Genomic DNA, 14,319 nt, shown 5'->3' with positions numbered 1-14,319 from the left:
TCATTAAACATGGAAGTTATACAAATGAAATACAAATTATTATTTTCAGTTTTATTAATGCTTATAATTCAGACACCTTTTGTGTTCGCCAGTCCGGTCATTGGCATCGATGAAAACATCAGTGATAATATTTTTTATTCGTGCTCATACACAAATCCTGATAGTGTTGAAGCCCATCAGATAGTTGTGTACAGCGAAGATGGAGAGCATACACAAATACATATAAATTACAAGCTGATACCACGAACAACCAGCAGTCCGGATGGAAATTATATTGTTTACAAAAAAGCACTGGATGCGGCAAATGGTGTTGGAGTTGAGGACTTTGTCATAAATGATACAGCAAACGGAACTGAAACAAACATCAAGAATATAATCACTATGGGCTACTACCCGGTTGCATTTTCTCCTGACAGCAAGATGTATGCCGCACCAAGGATTATTTTCTTTGAGGATTGTAGGAATGGACAATATGCCATTGATATTTGCTCAGTCCACAACAACACAGTGATCCACAGAGAACTGACTCCTTTCTACAAAGAGAATACAAAAGACACACCTATGGACTGGGACAGGTCTGCCATTTATGGAGTTTACTGGTCAGAAGATGGTTCTTCAATCATCTACGAAGCCCTTGGAGCTGATATCGATGGTGGGACATACCCAACATACCTCATTAGCAAAAAGCTCAATATCGACTACGAAGAGCTCAGGAAAATGAATGGATATGATGAACCTGAGCTGAGATACACGCAGGAAAATATAGAAAAAACTGAGACAACTAGCTCTCAAAGTTTTCCAGTACCCGGATTTGAGGTAATTGGCGTAGTAATTGCTCTGGCTTTGAACAGTAAACTGAAAAGAGCATAAAATATGCCCTTACCTTTTACAAAAACAATTCAAATTTCAAAAAATAGAAACTAAAATGGCTAGCCCATAGCCATTTCCAGCAAGTCTATTATATCAAGTACTTCAACCCGTGGGCCGCCACGTTTGAGATTTGTACGGCACAAGGGGCATGCGGTTACAAGATAATCCACATCTTTTGGAATTTCCTCAACCCTGTTCTTTGAAAGCTCAAGGGAAAGCTCAGGATAACCTTTGAGTACTCCGCCGCCTGCTCCGCAACATTTGGACTTTTCCCTGTTGCTCTTCATTTCCTCAAGGTAACAGATTGATTTTATAATCTGCCTTGGGGCATCGAATACTCCGTTGCACCTTCCAAGGTGGCATGGGTCATGATAGGTTACTTTCAGATCCAGTTTCTTCAGGTCCATCTCAGCCAGGCGGTCTGCAAGGAATTCGGTAACGTGAATAACATTCAAATCTTCAGGATAATCATTTTTAAGTGCGGTATAACATCCTGCACAGCCAGTGATAACTGTGTGTGCACCTGTCTTTTTGATCTGTTCCAGATTCTTGGACATCAGGCTTGAAGGATCAGAACCGGTCCTTAAAAGCGGAGAACCACAGCATACTTCTTCCTGTAATGCGGTGACACCGAACTTCTTCAGTATATCAAATGTCCTTTTTGTGAGTTCAGGATATCTGTATGAAGCCAGGCAACCTGCAAAAAAGACATAATCTGCCTTTTCAGTGACATCCTTTTTAGAGTCACCAAGCCATGCCATCCTCTCTGTTGTCTCTCCAAGAGGATTCCCTTTTTCAAGAGCTTCTGTGCGCAATTCCTTCTGCGCATCGGTCATCTTGCCCTGAAGCACAAGCTGGTGCCTGACATTCTCTATGACCTTTACAGGGGACGCCCCGGAAGGGCACATCTGTTCACAAAGTCCGCATGTGGTACAGGTGTTCAGACTGTCAAATACACCTTTATCAGCTTCCATACCCTGGGAAATACCATGAGCTACCAGCATGCGGCCTCGGGAACTGGCAGATTCCCAGCCAATGACATCAAAGACCGGACATACTGAGCGACATGTTCCACAACGGACACATTTCAATATTGAACGCAAATCAGATTCGTTCATTTTCAGACCCCCATCTTCCCAGGGTTAAGTATCCCTTTGGGGTCAAGGGCTTTCTTTATCAATATCATTACATCAAGGGCCTTACCAAGCTCAAGTCCTAGATAATCCGCCCGGGCACTGCCAACCCCATGCTCAGCCGTAACAGTTCCACCAATGCTGATGGCTGTGCGGTGTATCTTGTCTGCAGCCTTGTTCAGTTTATCCCATTGAGTATCATCAAGCACATCAATGCACATTCCTGTGTGAAGATTTCCGTCACCGATGTGCCCGTATGTCATGATCGGCAGGTCAAACTCTTCAGATATCTCGCGAACCTTATGCAACATTCCAGGGAGCTCCTTTATAGGAACACCGATGTCTTCGCCCACATAAACACGAGTGCGAAGCGGATCAAGCCTTGAAACTGCAGCACCTACAAGTCTTCTTGCAGCCCATATCTCATCCCTTTCCTTCTTATCCGAGGCTGCCCTGATGCTTGTTGCAAGAGAACTGCACACATCCTTTATCATCTCTATGCCTTCACGAACACTGTTTTCAGTACCATCCACCTCAAACATAAGGATGGCACCTGCCTTTGGAAGGCCAACATTCGGATCATAAGTGTTTATAGCCTCAATTATGTTCCTGTCAAGGATCTCACATGCGGATGGAACTATTCCCGAGGACAGAACCTTAACAACTGCCTTTCCGGCAAGTTCAGGATTATCAAAAGATGCAAGCAGGACCGAACGTTCTTTTGGCAGCGCCCTGACCTTCAATGTTGCCTTTGTTATAATACCAAGAGTTCCTTCAGATCCCACAAAAAGATCTGTTAATGAATAACCTGCAACTGATTTGGAGGTCTTTGAACCTGAGTTTATCACAGTACCATCTGCCAGTACAACTTCAAGTGCAAGCACATAATTCCTGGTCGTACCGTATTTGATAGAACGCATTCCACTTCCATTATTGGCTATAAGTCCGCCAAGTGTGCACATTGCAGAACTTCCCGGGTCCGGAGGAAAGAAAAAACCATACGGTTCAAGAGCTTCGTTCAATTTCTCCTGAACAATACCCGGCTCAATTGTAACCTGGAGGTTATCGAGATCCATCTCAAGGATCCTGTTCATAGATGACATATCAAGCACAATGCCACCCTCAACGGGTACTGCTCCCCCGGCCAGTCCCGTACCTGCGCCTCTTGCAGTCACAGGAATTTCTTTCTCATTAGCAAGACTGACTATCTTTGAAATCTGTTCAGTACTTGCGGGCCTGATAACAAAATCAGGCATGCCCCTTATCTGGGAAGCATCACATGAATAACAATAAAGCTCTGCAGTAGACGTGGAAATTCTTTCATTTCCCACAATATCCTGCAAATCTGTGAGTAAATCGGATTTTTGCATGGAATCGTTTTTTAAGAGAGATAGTAAGATTTATACTTTTTGGTAAAGGCAAACATTTACATCTGACTACACCCATTAGACAGCAATGACACGATACTTTGAGGTACAGCAACGAGATGGTGCTGCAAGGATAGGGAAACTTCTCCTGAAGGAAACTATCCAGACACCTTTCATACTAGATACAAGAAGCCTTAGTTCTCCTGACAGCCTGATAATAGACGGTGGCTCTCTCTGGAAATACAGTGATCTGAAGGAAAGCAAAGAATATTTCCAGGAAATAAGAAAAGCAGCTGGAGAAGAAGTCTTAATAATACTTCCTCATCAGGATCTTACACCTGATGCCCCGCAGGACCTTGCACTTAAACTTGCAGAAAGGTCTGAAATTGAAGCAACCGGAGCTACAGGAAGCATTTACATTGCCGGACAGAAGGTAAAGCAAGCTGACCTCTATGTTATGGAGGGCGCAGGATGTTTTGAGAACAATGCGAGACGTATTCTCAACACCCTTATTGAAATGAAAAATGAGATAGCACCTGATACGGCAGTCTACGCACCCAATATCTGCACCCCTGAAAATCTTGCAATGCTGGCCTACCTTGGAATTGATATTTTTGACAATACAAAAGCAATAGTTGCTGCACACAAAGATATCTACCTTACTGCTGCAGGACAATTCTATCTTGATTCACTGGCAGAACTACCATGCAGGTGCAGTGCCTGTTCAGCAACAGATGCAAAAGGGCTTATGGAAATGGACAAAAAGAGCCGTGCATCAATCCTAGAAAAGCACAACATCAATGCCATGGAGGCTGAAGCGGCTCTTGTCAGAGAGAAGATACGCTTAGGAATGCTGCGTGAATATATAGAAGGACAATGCAGAGTCAGACCATGGCTCACTGCCCTGATGCGGCTCGTGGATGCAGAGTACAACTATGTTGAGAGCAGAAGCCCCATAGCAAGGAACAACGGACTCATTGCCACTTGCGGAGAATCCCAGAACAGGGCAGAGATCGTCAGGTTTGCCAGGAGGATACAGGAAAGGTATACTCCACCGGAAAAAGACATACTATTGCTCCTGCCATGCTCTGCAAAGAAGCCATATTCCACATCGAACTCTCACTGGAGATTCATCAATGCTCTTGGAAAGAGTCGTAAATTTGTCCATGAGGTCATAATCACATCACCTCTTGGAATTGTGCCAAGGGAGCTTGAACTGACATACCCCGCGTCACATTATGATACAACGGTAACCGGATACTGGGATGCGGAAGAAAAAGAATGGGTAGCATCATGTCTTGAAAAATATCTGTCACAACATCAGTACACATCCATTGTTGCACATGTGGAAGATGCATACCGCCAGATATGCGAGATAGTGGCAGAAAAACTTGGTATAGATATCACATATACAAGCCGTGGCAATGTAACATCACCTGAATCACTGAGGAATCTCAGTGAAACAATGTCAGGACTTTGCACCGGAAGAAAACGAGGCCATGAGCAGACCCAAAAAGACCTCATGAAAGCTGTTGCAGATTACCAATTTGGAAAAGGATGCGGACAGATACTAGTACCAGAAGAGTCAACCATCAAAGGACCCTTCCCCAAACACCAGGTATTTGTTGGAAAGAAACAACTCACCACATTGATACCCCAATATGGAACACTGGCAATTACCATTGAAGGCGTGAAAGCTATGATGGATCAGGGCAAATATATCGTAAAGATAGATGACTTCGTCCCCCGTGGCTCACTTCTGGCCCCAGGAGTAGTTGATGCGGATCCACTGATAAGGCCAACCGATGAAGTACTCATCTGTGGTAAGAATGCAATTGCAGTTGGAAGAGCGGTCATGAGCGGAGATGAGATGAAGAAAGCTACTCGAGGAGTGGCAGTAGACTTGCGTCATGTTAAAAAAATAGAATAAACCATATTATGGTTTAAAGAAAAATGATAATAAGAAACTTTGAACCTTCTGATTTTGAGGAGGTTCTGGAAATAGAGTCAGAAGCATTTTCGGAACATAATCCGTTCCTGTACATGAACTTCTATGAAATGAACAGTGAAGGATTCCTTGTTGCCGATTACAATGGATATATAGTCGGTTTTGTTGTAGGATACAAACTGTCTGCCAATGAGGGAAGGATATTCTCACTTGCAGTGAGGGATGGATTCAGAAGCATGGGCGTTGGAGCCAAGCTCATGAATGCCATTCTTCCAGTATTTATAACCAAGTTACTGCATTATGCAAGCCTGGAAGTAAGGATTTCCAACATCAGGGCTCAACACTTCTACAAGCGTATGGATTTCATTCCCTGCTGGATAGAGCATGGCTACTATTCTGATGGAGAAGATGGAATAATTATGAAAAAGCGTCTTACTCCATTTACAACTGCTTTCCTGAATAACACAGATAAATCCGTATTCTCAGGAAAGAAGCATTCTTTCAGACTTCGGGATTATATCTAATTCGTATTTGCCAGCCGCCCACTTGCACGTGAAGCAAGTTCCTGCATCCTCTCAGAAGTTCGCCCTATACCGGATATATCATCCCGGGATAGTGCAGTGGCTATGTTATTTCCAAGTACGAAGATAGCATGTTTATGTTCAGCCTTACTTCTGTGAACATGTAAAGGACTTATGGATAATGAGTCATATCCGTTAAAAGATTCATCTATCCCCATGTGTTCAAAATGCCTTTTTATTTGCGCCATCAATGTGTGCAACTGTATCAATTCATCTTTGTGCATACCAACCAACCTATCTATAAATGTAACCGCTTTTGCTATTTTGTGCACTGTATAAATAATGCACTAATGCTAAGTGGTTGATTTCAAAATAAAGGTATTTCCCACGGAAATGATTTCCTTAAGACGCACATATAAAGTTTTCTGTTTAATTGCAATGATTAAACATGATGATTTGCCATAATTACATGTAAATAAAAATAGAATAACTTAAAAGAACATTAATAGTTAATGAAAGATAAATATACTGTGCGCGAGCACAGTACACAAAATTACAACGAAGCAGCTGTAAGCACTTTAACAGACGCAGGTCTCTTAGTAACACTACCTACTTTTGCACCGATCAAACGCTCTATACCTTTATCTGCAGCGATGTCAAGGATTCTCTGAGTAACAACACCATCAAAAACAACTGTCTTTACTTCGTCCTTGTAGTCCTTGAGAGTACTAACAAGGTCACGGACTGCTGTTTCATTGACAACATTATCCGCAGCATCAAGGAAACGTGCACCGAATGTGCCTAGAAGGTCATCTGCATGAGATTTGAACCTCTTGTTCTCAGGGGATGATGGGATCTTTGCCTTCTGAGCAACAACGGGCTCCTTCTTAACTTCCCGTGGTGCTTCCTTCGGGCTTGTCTCCCTTTCACGCGTATCTCTTCCGCGTGCATCGCTTCCACGAATCTCTCTTCCACGTGTATCTCTTCCACGCGTATCCCTTCCACGTGTATCTTCTCCACGCGTATCGCTTTCACCAGCACTTGTAACCCTTTCACGTGGCTCTCTGGAAGGTCTCTTGACCTTTGAAGCAACAACACGTGTAGCCTCTGGAGCAGGTCTCCTTTCCTTACGCTGTGGGAGACGTGGAGCACGACCATTATCATTCTGAGGTGCCTGGTCTTTGACAACATATTTGTCAATGACCTGCTCAACAGGAACTTTCTGCCTGAGAGACCTTACGATCTCTTTCTGTACGAGGTCTTCAACACTCTTACCATCAGGTGCCCTTGCGATGAAATCGATGTTTGCAACCTGGACCAGTTCCTTGATGATAAGTTCTCCACCGCGGTCACCATCTGTAAAGGCAGTTACTGTATCCTTCTTCTTTGTTAGCTCAGCAACCTCAGGGGGAACATTGGTACCGCCTACACAGATAGTATTCTTGATACCGTATTTCAAAAGGTTGAGGACATCTGCACGACCCTCTACCACAACAATTGCATCAGAGTCAAAAACTGCTGGACCACATGGGATCTTGTTCTTTCCGAAGTACTGCATTTCTTCAACCCTTACGGATTGACGCACCTCATCAGCGATCTCCTGAGACTCTGGAAGATTCTCATCGAACATGCCAGTGAAAATGAACTTTGCCCTTTCAATGATCTGCTGGCGTTTTGTTGCCCTTACATCCTCTATATGAGTGATCTCTATCTTTGCACTGCAAGGTCCAACCCTGTCTATGGTTTCCAGAGATGCGGCCAGGATCGAAGTTTCAACTTTATCGAGGCTTGAAGGGATCAGAATGGTACCCCTGGTCTTGCCGGCCTTCGCATTGACAACAACCTCTATCCTTCCTATCCTTCCTGTCTTCTGAAGGTCACGAAGGTCAAGGTCAGAACCAAGCAAACCCTCGGTCTGGCCAAAAATCGCTCCGACTATATCAGGACGTTCTATTATTCCATCTGCGACTATCTTTGAATGAATTATATATTTAGTAGTATCTGCATTTTGCATGATGATTCTCCGAATTTATGTATGTAATGATGATACCAGAACAATTCGGAATACAAAAATAGTAAATCGGTAATAACTACCCAGACTTCGTCATCATGTCGAAAGGCTTTAAAGATGAAACTAAAAATTCAATGAATAAACATGATGAATTCCACTTAATCGAAACCAACGCCAAGCTAAGTACAGCAGTAATTAATCACCCTACATATAATGCAGGCATGTTACTCATGCTGCTTTGGGCAGTGATCAATAAGCAGTATTTCCAAATCCCTCATTGAATACTTGTAGCTTTTGACCTGTTAAGCATCTTTTTATGATTTAATGAATACCTAATCGGTAGATGATTCATATTTGAATCTGTAGTGATTGCGAATGACTATTGTTGAAAGATACCTATGTTCGTAGTATCTGTATTATCTTGTTTTAAATAATAATGCAATCATAATGATGATTACGTTAAGTAATATAATTCAAAGTTTTATAAACTTATGGGTTGATATTCTGATGGCTATTTAAAATAAAACCACAACTGCTTTTGATTTAGATAAAAGCTGACCGGGGAATAGAATTAATATGCAAACAAGCTTTTAAAAGAATATGCGAGAAAAAAATATGCAAGATGATAAAAAGGTAATCATAATCGGAGGAGGAGCAGTGGGAATGGCTGTGGCTACAAGCCTCATGCGCCACAGCAAATACTCTGTAACAGTATTCTCCGAAGATAAACACACAGCATATAGTCAATGTGGAATGCCTTTTGTCATTGGAGGGCAGATCAAGGATTTTGAATCGTTGGTCCTGAGAAATGACAAGTTCTTCAAAGATATGGGAATGGACCTTCGGCTTGAAACCAGAGTGGATTCCATTAACATTGAAAACCACACCATCAGCGCTGACGGACAAGAATATCATTTTGATAAACTTGTAATAGCCACAGGCAGCAAACCAAGAGTACCCATGCATACCCAGGGAACTTCACTCAAAAATGTGTTCACCCTTAGAACGCTCTCGGATGCAATGAAAATAGAAGAAGCACTAACCAACGCATCAAATATCGTTATAATTGGTGGTGGGTCCATTGGTTCGGAACTTGCTGCGGCCACCAGCCAGAGGAATATAAACACTATCCTGCTCAACAGAGGTTCGTCCATCCTCTCACACAATATCGACCCTGATATGGCAGAATCAGTAAAGGAACATCTAGAATCTCTTGGAGTTAAAGTCATAGAAGGACATGTACCAAAATCAATTAACGGAGAAACACACGTAGAATCCGTCACAATCGCTTCCACTGAATTCCCGGCAGACCTTGTTATAATAGCCATCGGAGTTGGACCTGAGAATGAATTGGCATCCAGTGCAGGAATTGATATTGGAGATACCGGAGGGATAATTGTGAATGAATATTTGAACCCTTCTATCGGAGGCGAATATCATCAGGACATCTATTGTGGCGGGGAATGTGTCGAAGTCCATAACCACATCACCGGAAAAGCAATGTTGAGCCAGGTTGCAAGTAATGCAAGAAGAATGGCAGGCATCATAACCAACAATCTCACTTCAAGCCCCGCTGAATTTGGTCCTATCCTCAATCCCTGGGTAGCAGTCATAGGAGAATTACAAGTCGGAACCACGGGAATCACATCAAAAGAAGCAATGGAGAATAACATCAAAATAGTAACTGGAATAGCCACCGGTTCAACGAGAGCAGATTATTATCCAGGTGGCAGCAAACTTTTCATCAAACTAATATTCAGTGATAGATACCTTGTAGGAGCACAGATTGTTGGAGGAGAAGGTGTGAAAGAACGCATAGATGCACTCACACTTGCCATCAAAAAAAGAACGAACGTTGATGAACTGGCAAACATCGAGACATGCTATGCCCCACCCGTATCGATGCTAATAGACCCTACAAGTTTTGCTGCAAAGGGTGCATTGAAAAAAATGCGTAAAACAAAGACATAAGATATGATAGAAATAGACGGTTCTTATGGGGAAGGTGGGGGGCAGATACTAAGGACAGCTATTGCTCTCTCAGCAATAATAAAAGAAGACGTCACGATAAAAAATATACGCCGCAATCGTCCGAAAGAAGGGCTAAAACCCCAGCATCTCAAATCCATCGAAACCATTGCCATGATTTGCGATGCCGATGTCAAGGGACTTTTTCCGGGCTCCACACAGATATACTTTTCTCCATCGGAAATAAGGGGGGTTAAAACAAACATATCCATCGGAACTGCTGGAAGTATCCCACTGCTTATGCAATCTATAATGCCGATAGCAGCTCATTCTCCTGAAAAGACGTCGCTTAGAATAACAGGAGGAACCGATGTTGCATGGTCACCATCAATAGACTATATTAAAGAAGTTACCTTAAAAGCTCTGTCAAAAATGGGATACAGAGCCAGTATCAGGCTTATTGAGCGCGGATATTATCCAAAAGGCGGAGGTGCAGTGGAAATAGAAATAACGCCCTCCAGAATAAAAGGAGTGGACTTTAAAGCAGAAAAAAATGAGATATATGGAGTATCACATTGTTCCAATCTGCCCGAACATGTCGCAAAGCGGCAGGCAGATTCTGCGAGAAAATTACTGGAAGAATATGGAAGGAAAAGCCATATAGAAAGCAAAACAGAAAATTACCTATCAACCGGAAGCGGAATCACACTATGGTCTGGCCTCATGGGATCTGTAAATATCGGGAAAAAAGGACTTCCAGCAGAAAATGTAGGTAGTCAGGCTGCACAAATGTTGCTTGATGAACTGCTAGCTAAGGCAGCCGTTGATATCCATCTGGCTGACCAGTTGATCCCTTACATGGGAATTGCAGGAAACGGATCATTTACAACCAGGGAACTTACGCCGCATTGCCTGACAAACATCCACGTAACCGAACAATTCCTTGACGTACACTTCGCTATCACTAGAGACAACGGCCTGAACAAAATATCAGTTGAATGAGGATTACTCCTCAGATTCTACAACACTGATATATTCAGGAGGAATTCCCCTTGCAAGGACAATATCAGCATTTACAGTAACAATGTCGACTCCATCCTGCTGGGCAGCGTTTGCGTCAATCTCCATGATAACAGGGTTATCCGTATGAACTGAGGCTGCTTCCTTTGATTTTTCAAATGAGGTACTAAGGTGTACATAACACTGCCTTATGGGATAAATTCCATTATCGAGCAACATGTCTGCCTCTTCCTGACTGACACCATAGTACAGATAAGGCAGCTCATTTTCAGGGTAATCAGATATAAGGTCCACATCTACGGAGTGACCATATCTCGCCCTTATGAAACCATCGTCTATCTCGTAGCGCCCTTTTTTGTCAGATTCGACAAGTGAGATCAGCCGTTCCATGGTCCCCCACTTGTACCGTTTTTTCATGATATCGCAGAGTTGACCTAACTCGACCCATCCCAGAGAGTCCATTTCAATACCCACATCTCCGGGGAAGTGTCTCAATGCACCGGAAATAAACCTTCCAAGACGCTCTTCCCGATCATCATCCAGCACATAACGTCCTTCTTCTCCACAATCAGGGCAGACTTCTCCCCTGAAATAGCCATGCTCTTTACATTTACGGATCATGATATCTTGCAAATACATCTCATAATTAATATATCTTATTAAAATGACGGGATAAATACAATATTATTGGCAGAAGATCAGAATTACAGGCATTTTATAGACATCTTCGTTAGATTAATTATCTAAGAGAATACTAGACTAGTTGAAAGGTACATGGATGATCATTTGACGTATTCAATTCAGTTTTCAGGGTATTATTATGGACGAGATAAATGAAATATATGAAAAACTCGGCGGCGTCATCAGCAAAGAGGATTTTACACGTGAGGTTGAAGAGAAAGTGGAACAAATGAGCGGACTCTGCGATGTCAGGACCGCCGCAATGCTTGTTGCCCATGACCATGGAGCCAGCGACACCGGAGATAACCAGTTACAGAAAATATCAGGAATAACTCCAAACAGCGGTAATGTCAAGTTCATTGCAAAGATCATGTCCGTTTTCCCTGCAAGGGAATTCAACCGAAATGATGGCACAACTGGCAGGGTTGCAAATGTTGTCGTTGCAGATGAAACAGGCTCTATACGCCTGACATTATGGGATGACAGGGCAGATCTCGTAAAGACAGGAGAGATTCAGGTCGGTCAGAATTTCCAGATAGCCGGTTACGTAAAGGAAGGCTACTCAGGTATTGAAGTTAATATCGGAAACAACGGGGTTTTCTGTGAAACGGATGAAAAGGTTGAGGCACGTATCGATTCAAAAAAGATAGAAGACATCAAAAATGGAATGGGCGACCTTAACATCCGCGGCAGGATCCTGGATATATCTGACATCAGGACATTCAATAAAAAAGATGGTAGTGCCGGGAAAGTTGCAAACATCATGATCGGTGATGAAACCGGTAAAATAAGAGTGACCCTCTGGGATGAGACAACTGATCTTACAAAAGAACTAAAGATAGACGATTCTGTGGAAATAATCAACGGATATGCCAGAGAGAACAATTTCAACCAGCAGGTTGAAATGCAGGTTGGAAACCGCAGTACTATCAGAAAAATAGAGGATGAAGTCGAATTCAAGGAAGATTTCACATCCATAGCAGATATCGTGCCCGGGGAATCATATTCTATCTCAGGACTTGTATCAGGTCTTGGGGAAATAAGGGAATTCGATCGTGATGATGGAACTGTGAATATGGTTTCGAACATATATGTCTCAGACGATACCGGAAGGATACGTATAGCATTATGGGGAGACCATGCACTTCTTGTGGACCAGCTTGATATTGATATGCCTGTGGAAATCATTGACGCATTTTCCAAATCCGGATTCAATGATGAAATTGAACTGAGTGCAGGAAACCGGACAAGAATAATGATTCGTTAAACAAACCAATACTTTTATCAGATCTCCGGTACATTCGCTTTTAATTGTTCCGGAATCAATTATTTTTTACTACAATAAATGCTCTTGACATTATTTACAGTGGAGCGTAGTCCATATTAAAAAAGCCATGAACACCTATTTATAGAATAACAGTCACATTTTAATTAGTGGACTATGGGTAATCGATTCCTTTAACCCAGGATTCAGAGGTACATCTTATGGTCTTGAAAGTTCAGGATGGCATGGAAACCGATATCTCCATTATGGATATCCAGAATGAGATGTCGGCCAGGGAAATAATGTCAAAAGATATTTTTGGCATTGATGTCACTGCCAGTGTTCTTGATGTTGCAAGAAAGATGGCGGAAAATGACACAGGCAGCATCATCGTTAACGAAGATGGTGATAGTGTTGGCATCATAACTGAACATGACATCATAACCAAGACCGTTATCAGAAATGTACTTCCTGCAGAGATGACTGCCAGAGAAATTATGTCAACCCCTATTATAGCAATAAATCCAGCAACAAACATAATCCAAGCTGCTGAAATGATGGTGAAATCCAACATTCGAAGGCTTGCTGTAATGGAAGGCGACCAAATAGTGGGAATGGTGACTGACAGGGATATAATAGCTATTGCTCCCGGCCTGAACACTATTCTGGAAGGTCTGATCGAACTGCATCATGAGAATAATGTTCATCAGGAACCAGAGCTTGAACGTGGCATATGCCAACGTTGCGGGGCTTTTGTTGACAGCCTGACGAATGTTAATGAATTGATGCTGTGTGAAGATTGTAAAGAGGAAGAAGGTTACTACGACTAGTTCTTTGACTGGTCATCTGATTAAGGCCACTTCAAGTTGGTGAAATAAATGTCTGTCCCGATATATCTTAAAAGAAGAAATGTATCGACTTTCAAAGCAACACCTGAGATTCAGCCAGGTAAAGTGATTAAAACCTGGTCTTTTGTGTTTGCCGGATCCACTGTTACTGCAGACAGGCATTGTAGTATATTATCTGCGTTTTGAAAGTGCAATTCTGCGCTTACAAGCAGGGATGTTGTTTACCAAGAGACATGGATATCGTTCACATAACTTCTGTAGATTCTAAGAAGGAATCCTCAGTAATATTGTGATGTTGGGAATATAGTGGTTTAAATTGAAAATAAAATATCAGGTCAATAAACTGGAAAATATGAGAATTGGATTCCAGAGAAAAGACCCTAAAGTGTTCAATGGTTCAGTTCTAACTATGGGCGAATCGAACGATATGAACACTATATATTACAACTTCAGCAAAATAATGCCACTCATGATCTATGGGAAACTACCTGTTGTAGATGCAGTAAATAATCAACCTGAATACCCAGTCATATCAGTTGACGCAATCAATTCACTTGGAGGTGGAAACGAAAACCCGACCACAAACGGGAATTGCCACGTATATGGCTTTGATGAAAAAATGATATATGTATCTGTTTAGAAAGACGAATAAACAGATTCGAAGATGAGTATATAAGAAAGATAAAAA

Annotated in this window: 14 protein-coding genes; 9 read left to right on the top strand and 5 right to left on the bottom strand. The window is 42.3% G+C overall.

Translation table 11 applies throughout. The features are described 5' to 3' along the window. The first annotated feature begins 57 nt into the window (after positions 1-57). Positions 58-870: a TolB-like translocation protein gene (locus tag RE476_RS10430; RefSeq protein ID WP_309307580.1), complete on the top strand. Its 813-nt coding sequence runs from the start codon at positions 58-60 to the stop codon at positions 868-870. A gap of 59 nt (positions 871-929) precedes the next feature. Here RE476_RS10430 and RE476_RS10425 read toward each other — a convergent pair whose 3' ends face one another. Further along, the gene (locus RE476_RS10425; protein WP_309307579.1) at positions 930-1,988 is read right to left on the bottom strand and encodes a (Fe-S)-binding protein; all 1,059 of its coding nucleotides are present in this window, start codon (positions 1,986-1,988) and stop codon (positions 930-932) included. A 2-nt stretch (positions 1,989-1,990) separates the two neighbouring features. Continuing rightward, the gene (locus RE476_RS10420) at positions 1,991-3,373 is read right to left on the bottom strand and encodes an FAD-binding oxidoreductase (protein WP_309307578.1); all 1,383 of its coding nucleotides are present in this window, start codon (positions 3,371-3,373) and stop codon (positions 1,991-1,993) included. An 85-nt stretch (positions 3,374-3,458) separates the two neighbouring features. Between RE476_RS10420 and arcS the strand changes: the two genes are divergently transcribed. Next, positions 3,459-5,300 (top strand): archaeosine synthase subunit alpha, encoded by a 1,842-nt coding sequence (gene arcS / locus RE476_RS10415; protein ID WP_309307577.1) that lies wholly within the window; start codon positions 3,459-3,461, stop codon positions 5,298-5,300. A gap of 23 nt (positions 5,301-5,323) precedes the next feature. Next, a complete protein-coding gene (locus tag RE476_RS10410) occupies positions 5,324-5,842 on the top strand; it encodes an N-acetyltransferase (RefSeq protein ID WP_309307576.1) in 519 nt (172 codons plus the stop codon). Here the strand turns inward: RE476_RS10410 and RE476_RS10405 are convergent. Together RE476_RS10405 and dnaG are read right to left on the bottom strand one after the other, a co-directional pair. Beyond that, positions 5,839-6,123: a UPF0058 family protein gene (locus RE476_RS10405; protein ID WP_309307575.1), complete on the bottom strand. Its 285-nt coding sequence runs from the start codon at positions 6,121-6,123 to the stop codon at positions 5,839-5,841. The two genes, RE476_RS10410 and RE476_RS10405, sit on opposite strands and share 4 nt — an antisense overlap. 269 nt (positions 6,124-6,392) lie before the next feature. After that, a complete protein-coding gene (dnaG, locus tag RE476_RS10400; protein WP_309307574.1) occupies positions 6,393-7,853 on the bottom strand; it encodes a DNA primase DnaG in 1,461 nt (486 codons plus the stop codon). Positions 7,854-8,450: 597 nt separating this feature from the next. Between dnaG and RE476_RS10395 the strand changes: the two genes are divergently transcribed. Beyond that, complete coding sequence (locus RE476_RS10395) at positions 8,451-9,821, top strand: NAD(P)/FAD-dependent oxidoreductase (RefSeq protein ID WP_309307573.1); 1,371 nt, start codon at positions 8,451-8,453, stop codon at positions 9,819-9,821. Positions 9,822-9,824: 3 nt separating this feature from the next. After that, positions 9,825-10,820, top strand: coding sequence for an RNA 3'-terminal phosphate cyclase (gene rtcA / locus RE476_RS10390; RefSeq protein ID WP_309307572.1), 996 nt, complete (start codon positions 9,825-9,827; stop codon positions 10,818-10,820). Between the two features lie 3 nt (positions 10,821-10,823). On the opposite strand, the gene RE476_RS10385 is transcribed toward rtcA, so the two are convergent. Then, entirely contained in the window at positions 10,824-11,459 is a 636-nt protein-coding gene (locus RE476_RS10385; RefSeq protein ID WP_309307571.1) for an RNA 2'-phosphotransferase, read from the bottom strand. A gap of 199 nt (positions 11,460-11,658) precedes the next feature. Between RE476_RS10385 and RE476_RS10380 the strand changes: the two genes are divergently transcribed. The 4 genes from RE476_RS10380 (at position 11,659) to RE476_RS10365 (ending at position 14,271) form a co-directional block, all read left to right on the top strand. Then, the gene (locus RE476_RS10380; RefSeq protein ID WP_309307570.1) at positions 11,659-12,786 is read left to right on the top strand and encodes an OB-fold nucleic acid binding domain-containing protein; all 1,128 of its coding nucleotides are present in this window, start codon (positions 11,659-11,661) and stop codon (positions 12,784-12,786) included. 218 nt (positions 12,787-13,004) lie between these two features. After that, a complete protein-coding gene (locus RE476_RS10375) occupies positions 13,005-13,613 on the top strand; it encodes a CBS domain-containing protein (RefSeq protein WP_309307569.1) in 609 nt (202 codons plus the stop codon). A 48-nt stretch (positions 13,614-13,661) separates the two neighbouring features. After that, positions 13,662-13,817, top strand: coding sequence for a hypothetical protein (locus RE476_RS10370; protein ID WP_309307568.1), 156 nt, complete (start codon positions 13,662-13,664; stop codon positions 13,815-13,817). Positions 13,818-13,947: 130 nt separating this feature from the next. Further along, on the top strand, positions 13,948-14,271 hold the full coding sequence (locus RE476_RS10365) for a hypothetical protein (RefSeq protein WP_309307567.1): 324 nt from the start codon (positions 13,948-13,950) through the stop codon (positions 14,269-14,271). The last annotated feature ends 48 nt before the right edge of the window (positions 14,272-14,319 follow it).

The organism is Methanolobus mangrovi (assembly GCF_031312535.1).
GTDB classification, from domain to species: domain Archaea; phylum Halobacteriota; class Methanosarcinia; order Methanosarcinales; family Methanosarcinaceae; genus Methanolobus; species Methanolobus mangrovi.
The sequence above is the reverse complement of the archived record's forward strand: the minus strand, read 5'-3'. Positions and strand labels throughout refer to the sequence as shown.

Excerpts from the sequence above, each read along its gene's own strand:
- RE476_RS10375 (WP_309307569.1), top strand. The coding sequence starts at position 13,005 with ATGGTCTTGAAAGTTCAGGATGGCATGGAAACCGATATCTCCATTATG.
- RE476_RS10380 (WP_309307570.1), top strand. The coding sequence starts at position 11,659 with ATGGACGAGATAAATGAAATATATGAAAAACTCGGCGGCGTCATCAGC.
- RE476_RS10370 (WP_309307568.1), top strand. The coding sequence starts at position 13,662 with ATGTCTGTCCCGATATATCTTAAAAGAAGAAATGTATCGACTTTCAAA.
- RE476_RS10405 (WP_309307575.1), bottom strand. The coding sequence starts at position 6,123 with ATGCACAAAGATGAATTGATACAGTTGCACACATTGATGGCGCAAATA.
- RE476_RS10395 (WP_309307573.1), top strand. The coding sequence starts at position 8,451 with ATGCGAGAAAAAAATATGCAAGATGATAAAAAGGTAATCATAATCGGA.
- arcS (WP_309307577.1), top strand. The coding sequence starts at position 3,459 with ATGACACGATACTTTGAGGTACAGCAACGAGATGGTGCTGCAAGGATA.
- RE476_RS10430 (WP_309307580.1), top strand. The coding sequence starts at position 58 with ATGCTTATAATTCAGACACCTTTTGTGTTCGCCAGTCCGGTCATTGGC.
- dnaG (WP_309307574.1), bottom strand. The coding sequence starts at position 7,853 with ATGCAAAATGCAGATACTACTAAATATATAATTCATTCAAAGATAGTC.
- RE476_RS10410 (WP_309307576.1), top strand. The coding sequence starts at position 5,324 with ATGATAATAAGAAACTTTGAACCTTCTGATTTTGAGGAGGTTCTGGAA.
- RE476_RS10385 (WP_309307571.1), bottom strand. The coding sequence starts at position 11,459 with ATGATCCGTAAATGTAAAGAGCATGGCTATTTCAGGGGAGAAGTCTGC.
- rtcA (WP_309307572.1), top strand. The coding sequence starts at position 9,825 with ATGATAGAAATAGACGGTTCTTATGGGGAAGGTGGGGGGCAGATACTA.
- RE476_RS10420 (WP_309307578.1), bottom strand. The coding sequence starts at position 3,373 with ATGCAAAAATCCGATTTACTCACAGATTTGCAGGATATTGTGGGAAAT.
- RE476_RS10425 (WP_309307579.1), bottom strand. The coding sequence starts at position 1,988 with ATGAACGAATCTGATTTGCGTTCAATATTGAAATGTGTCCGTTGTGGA.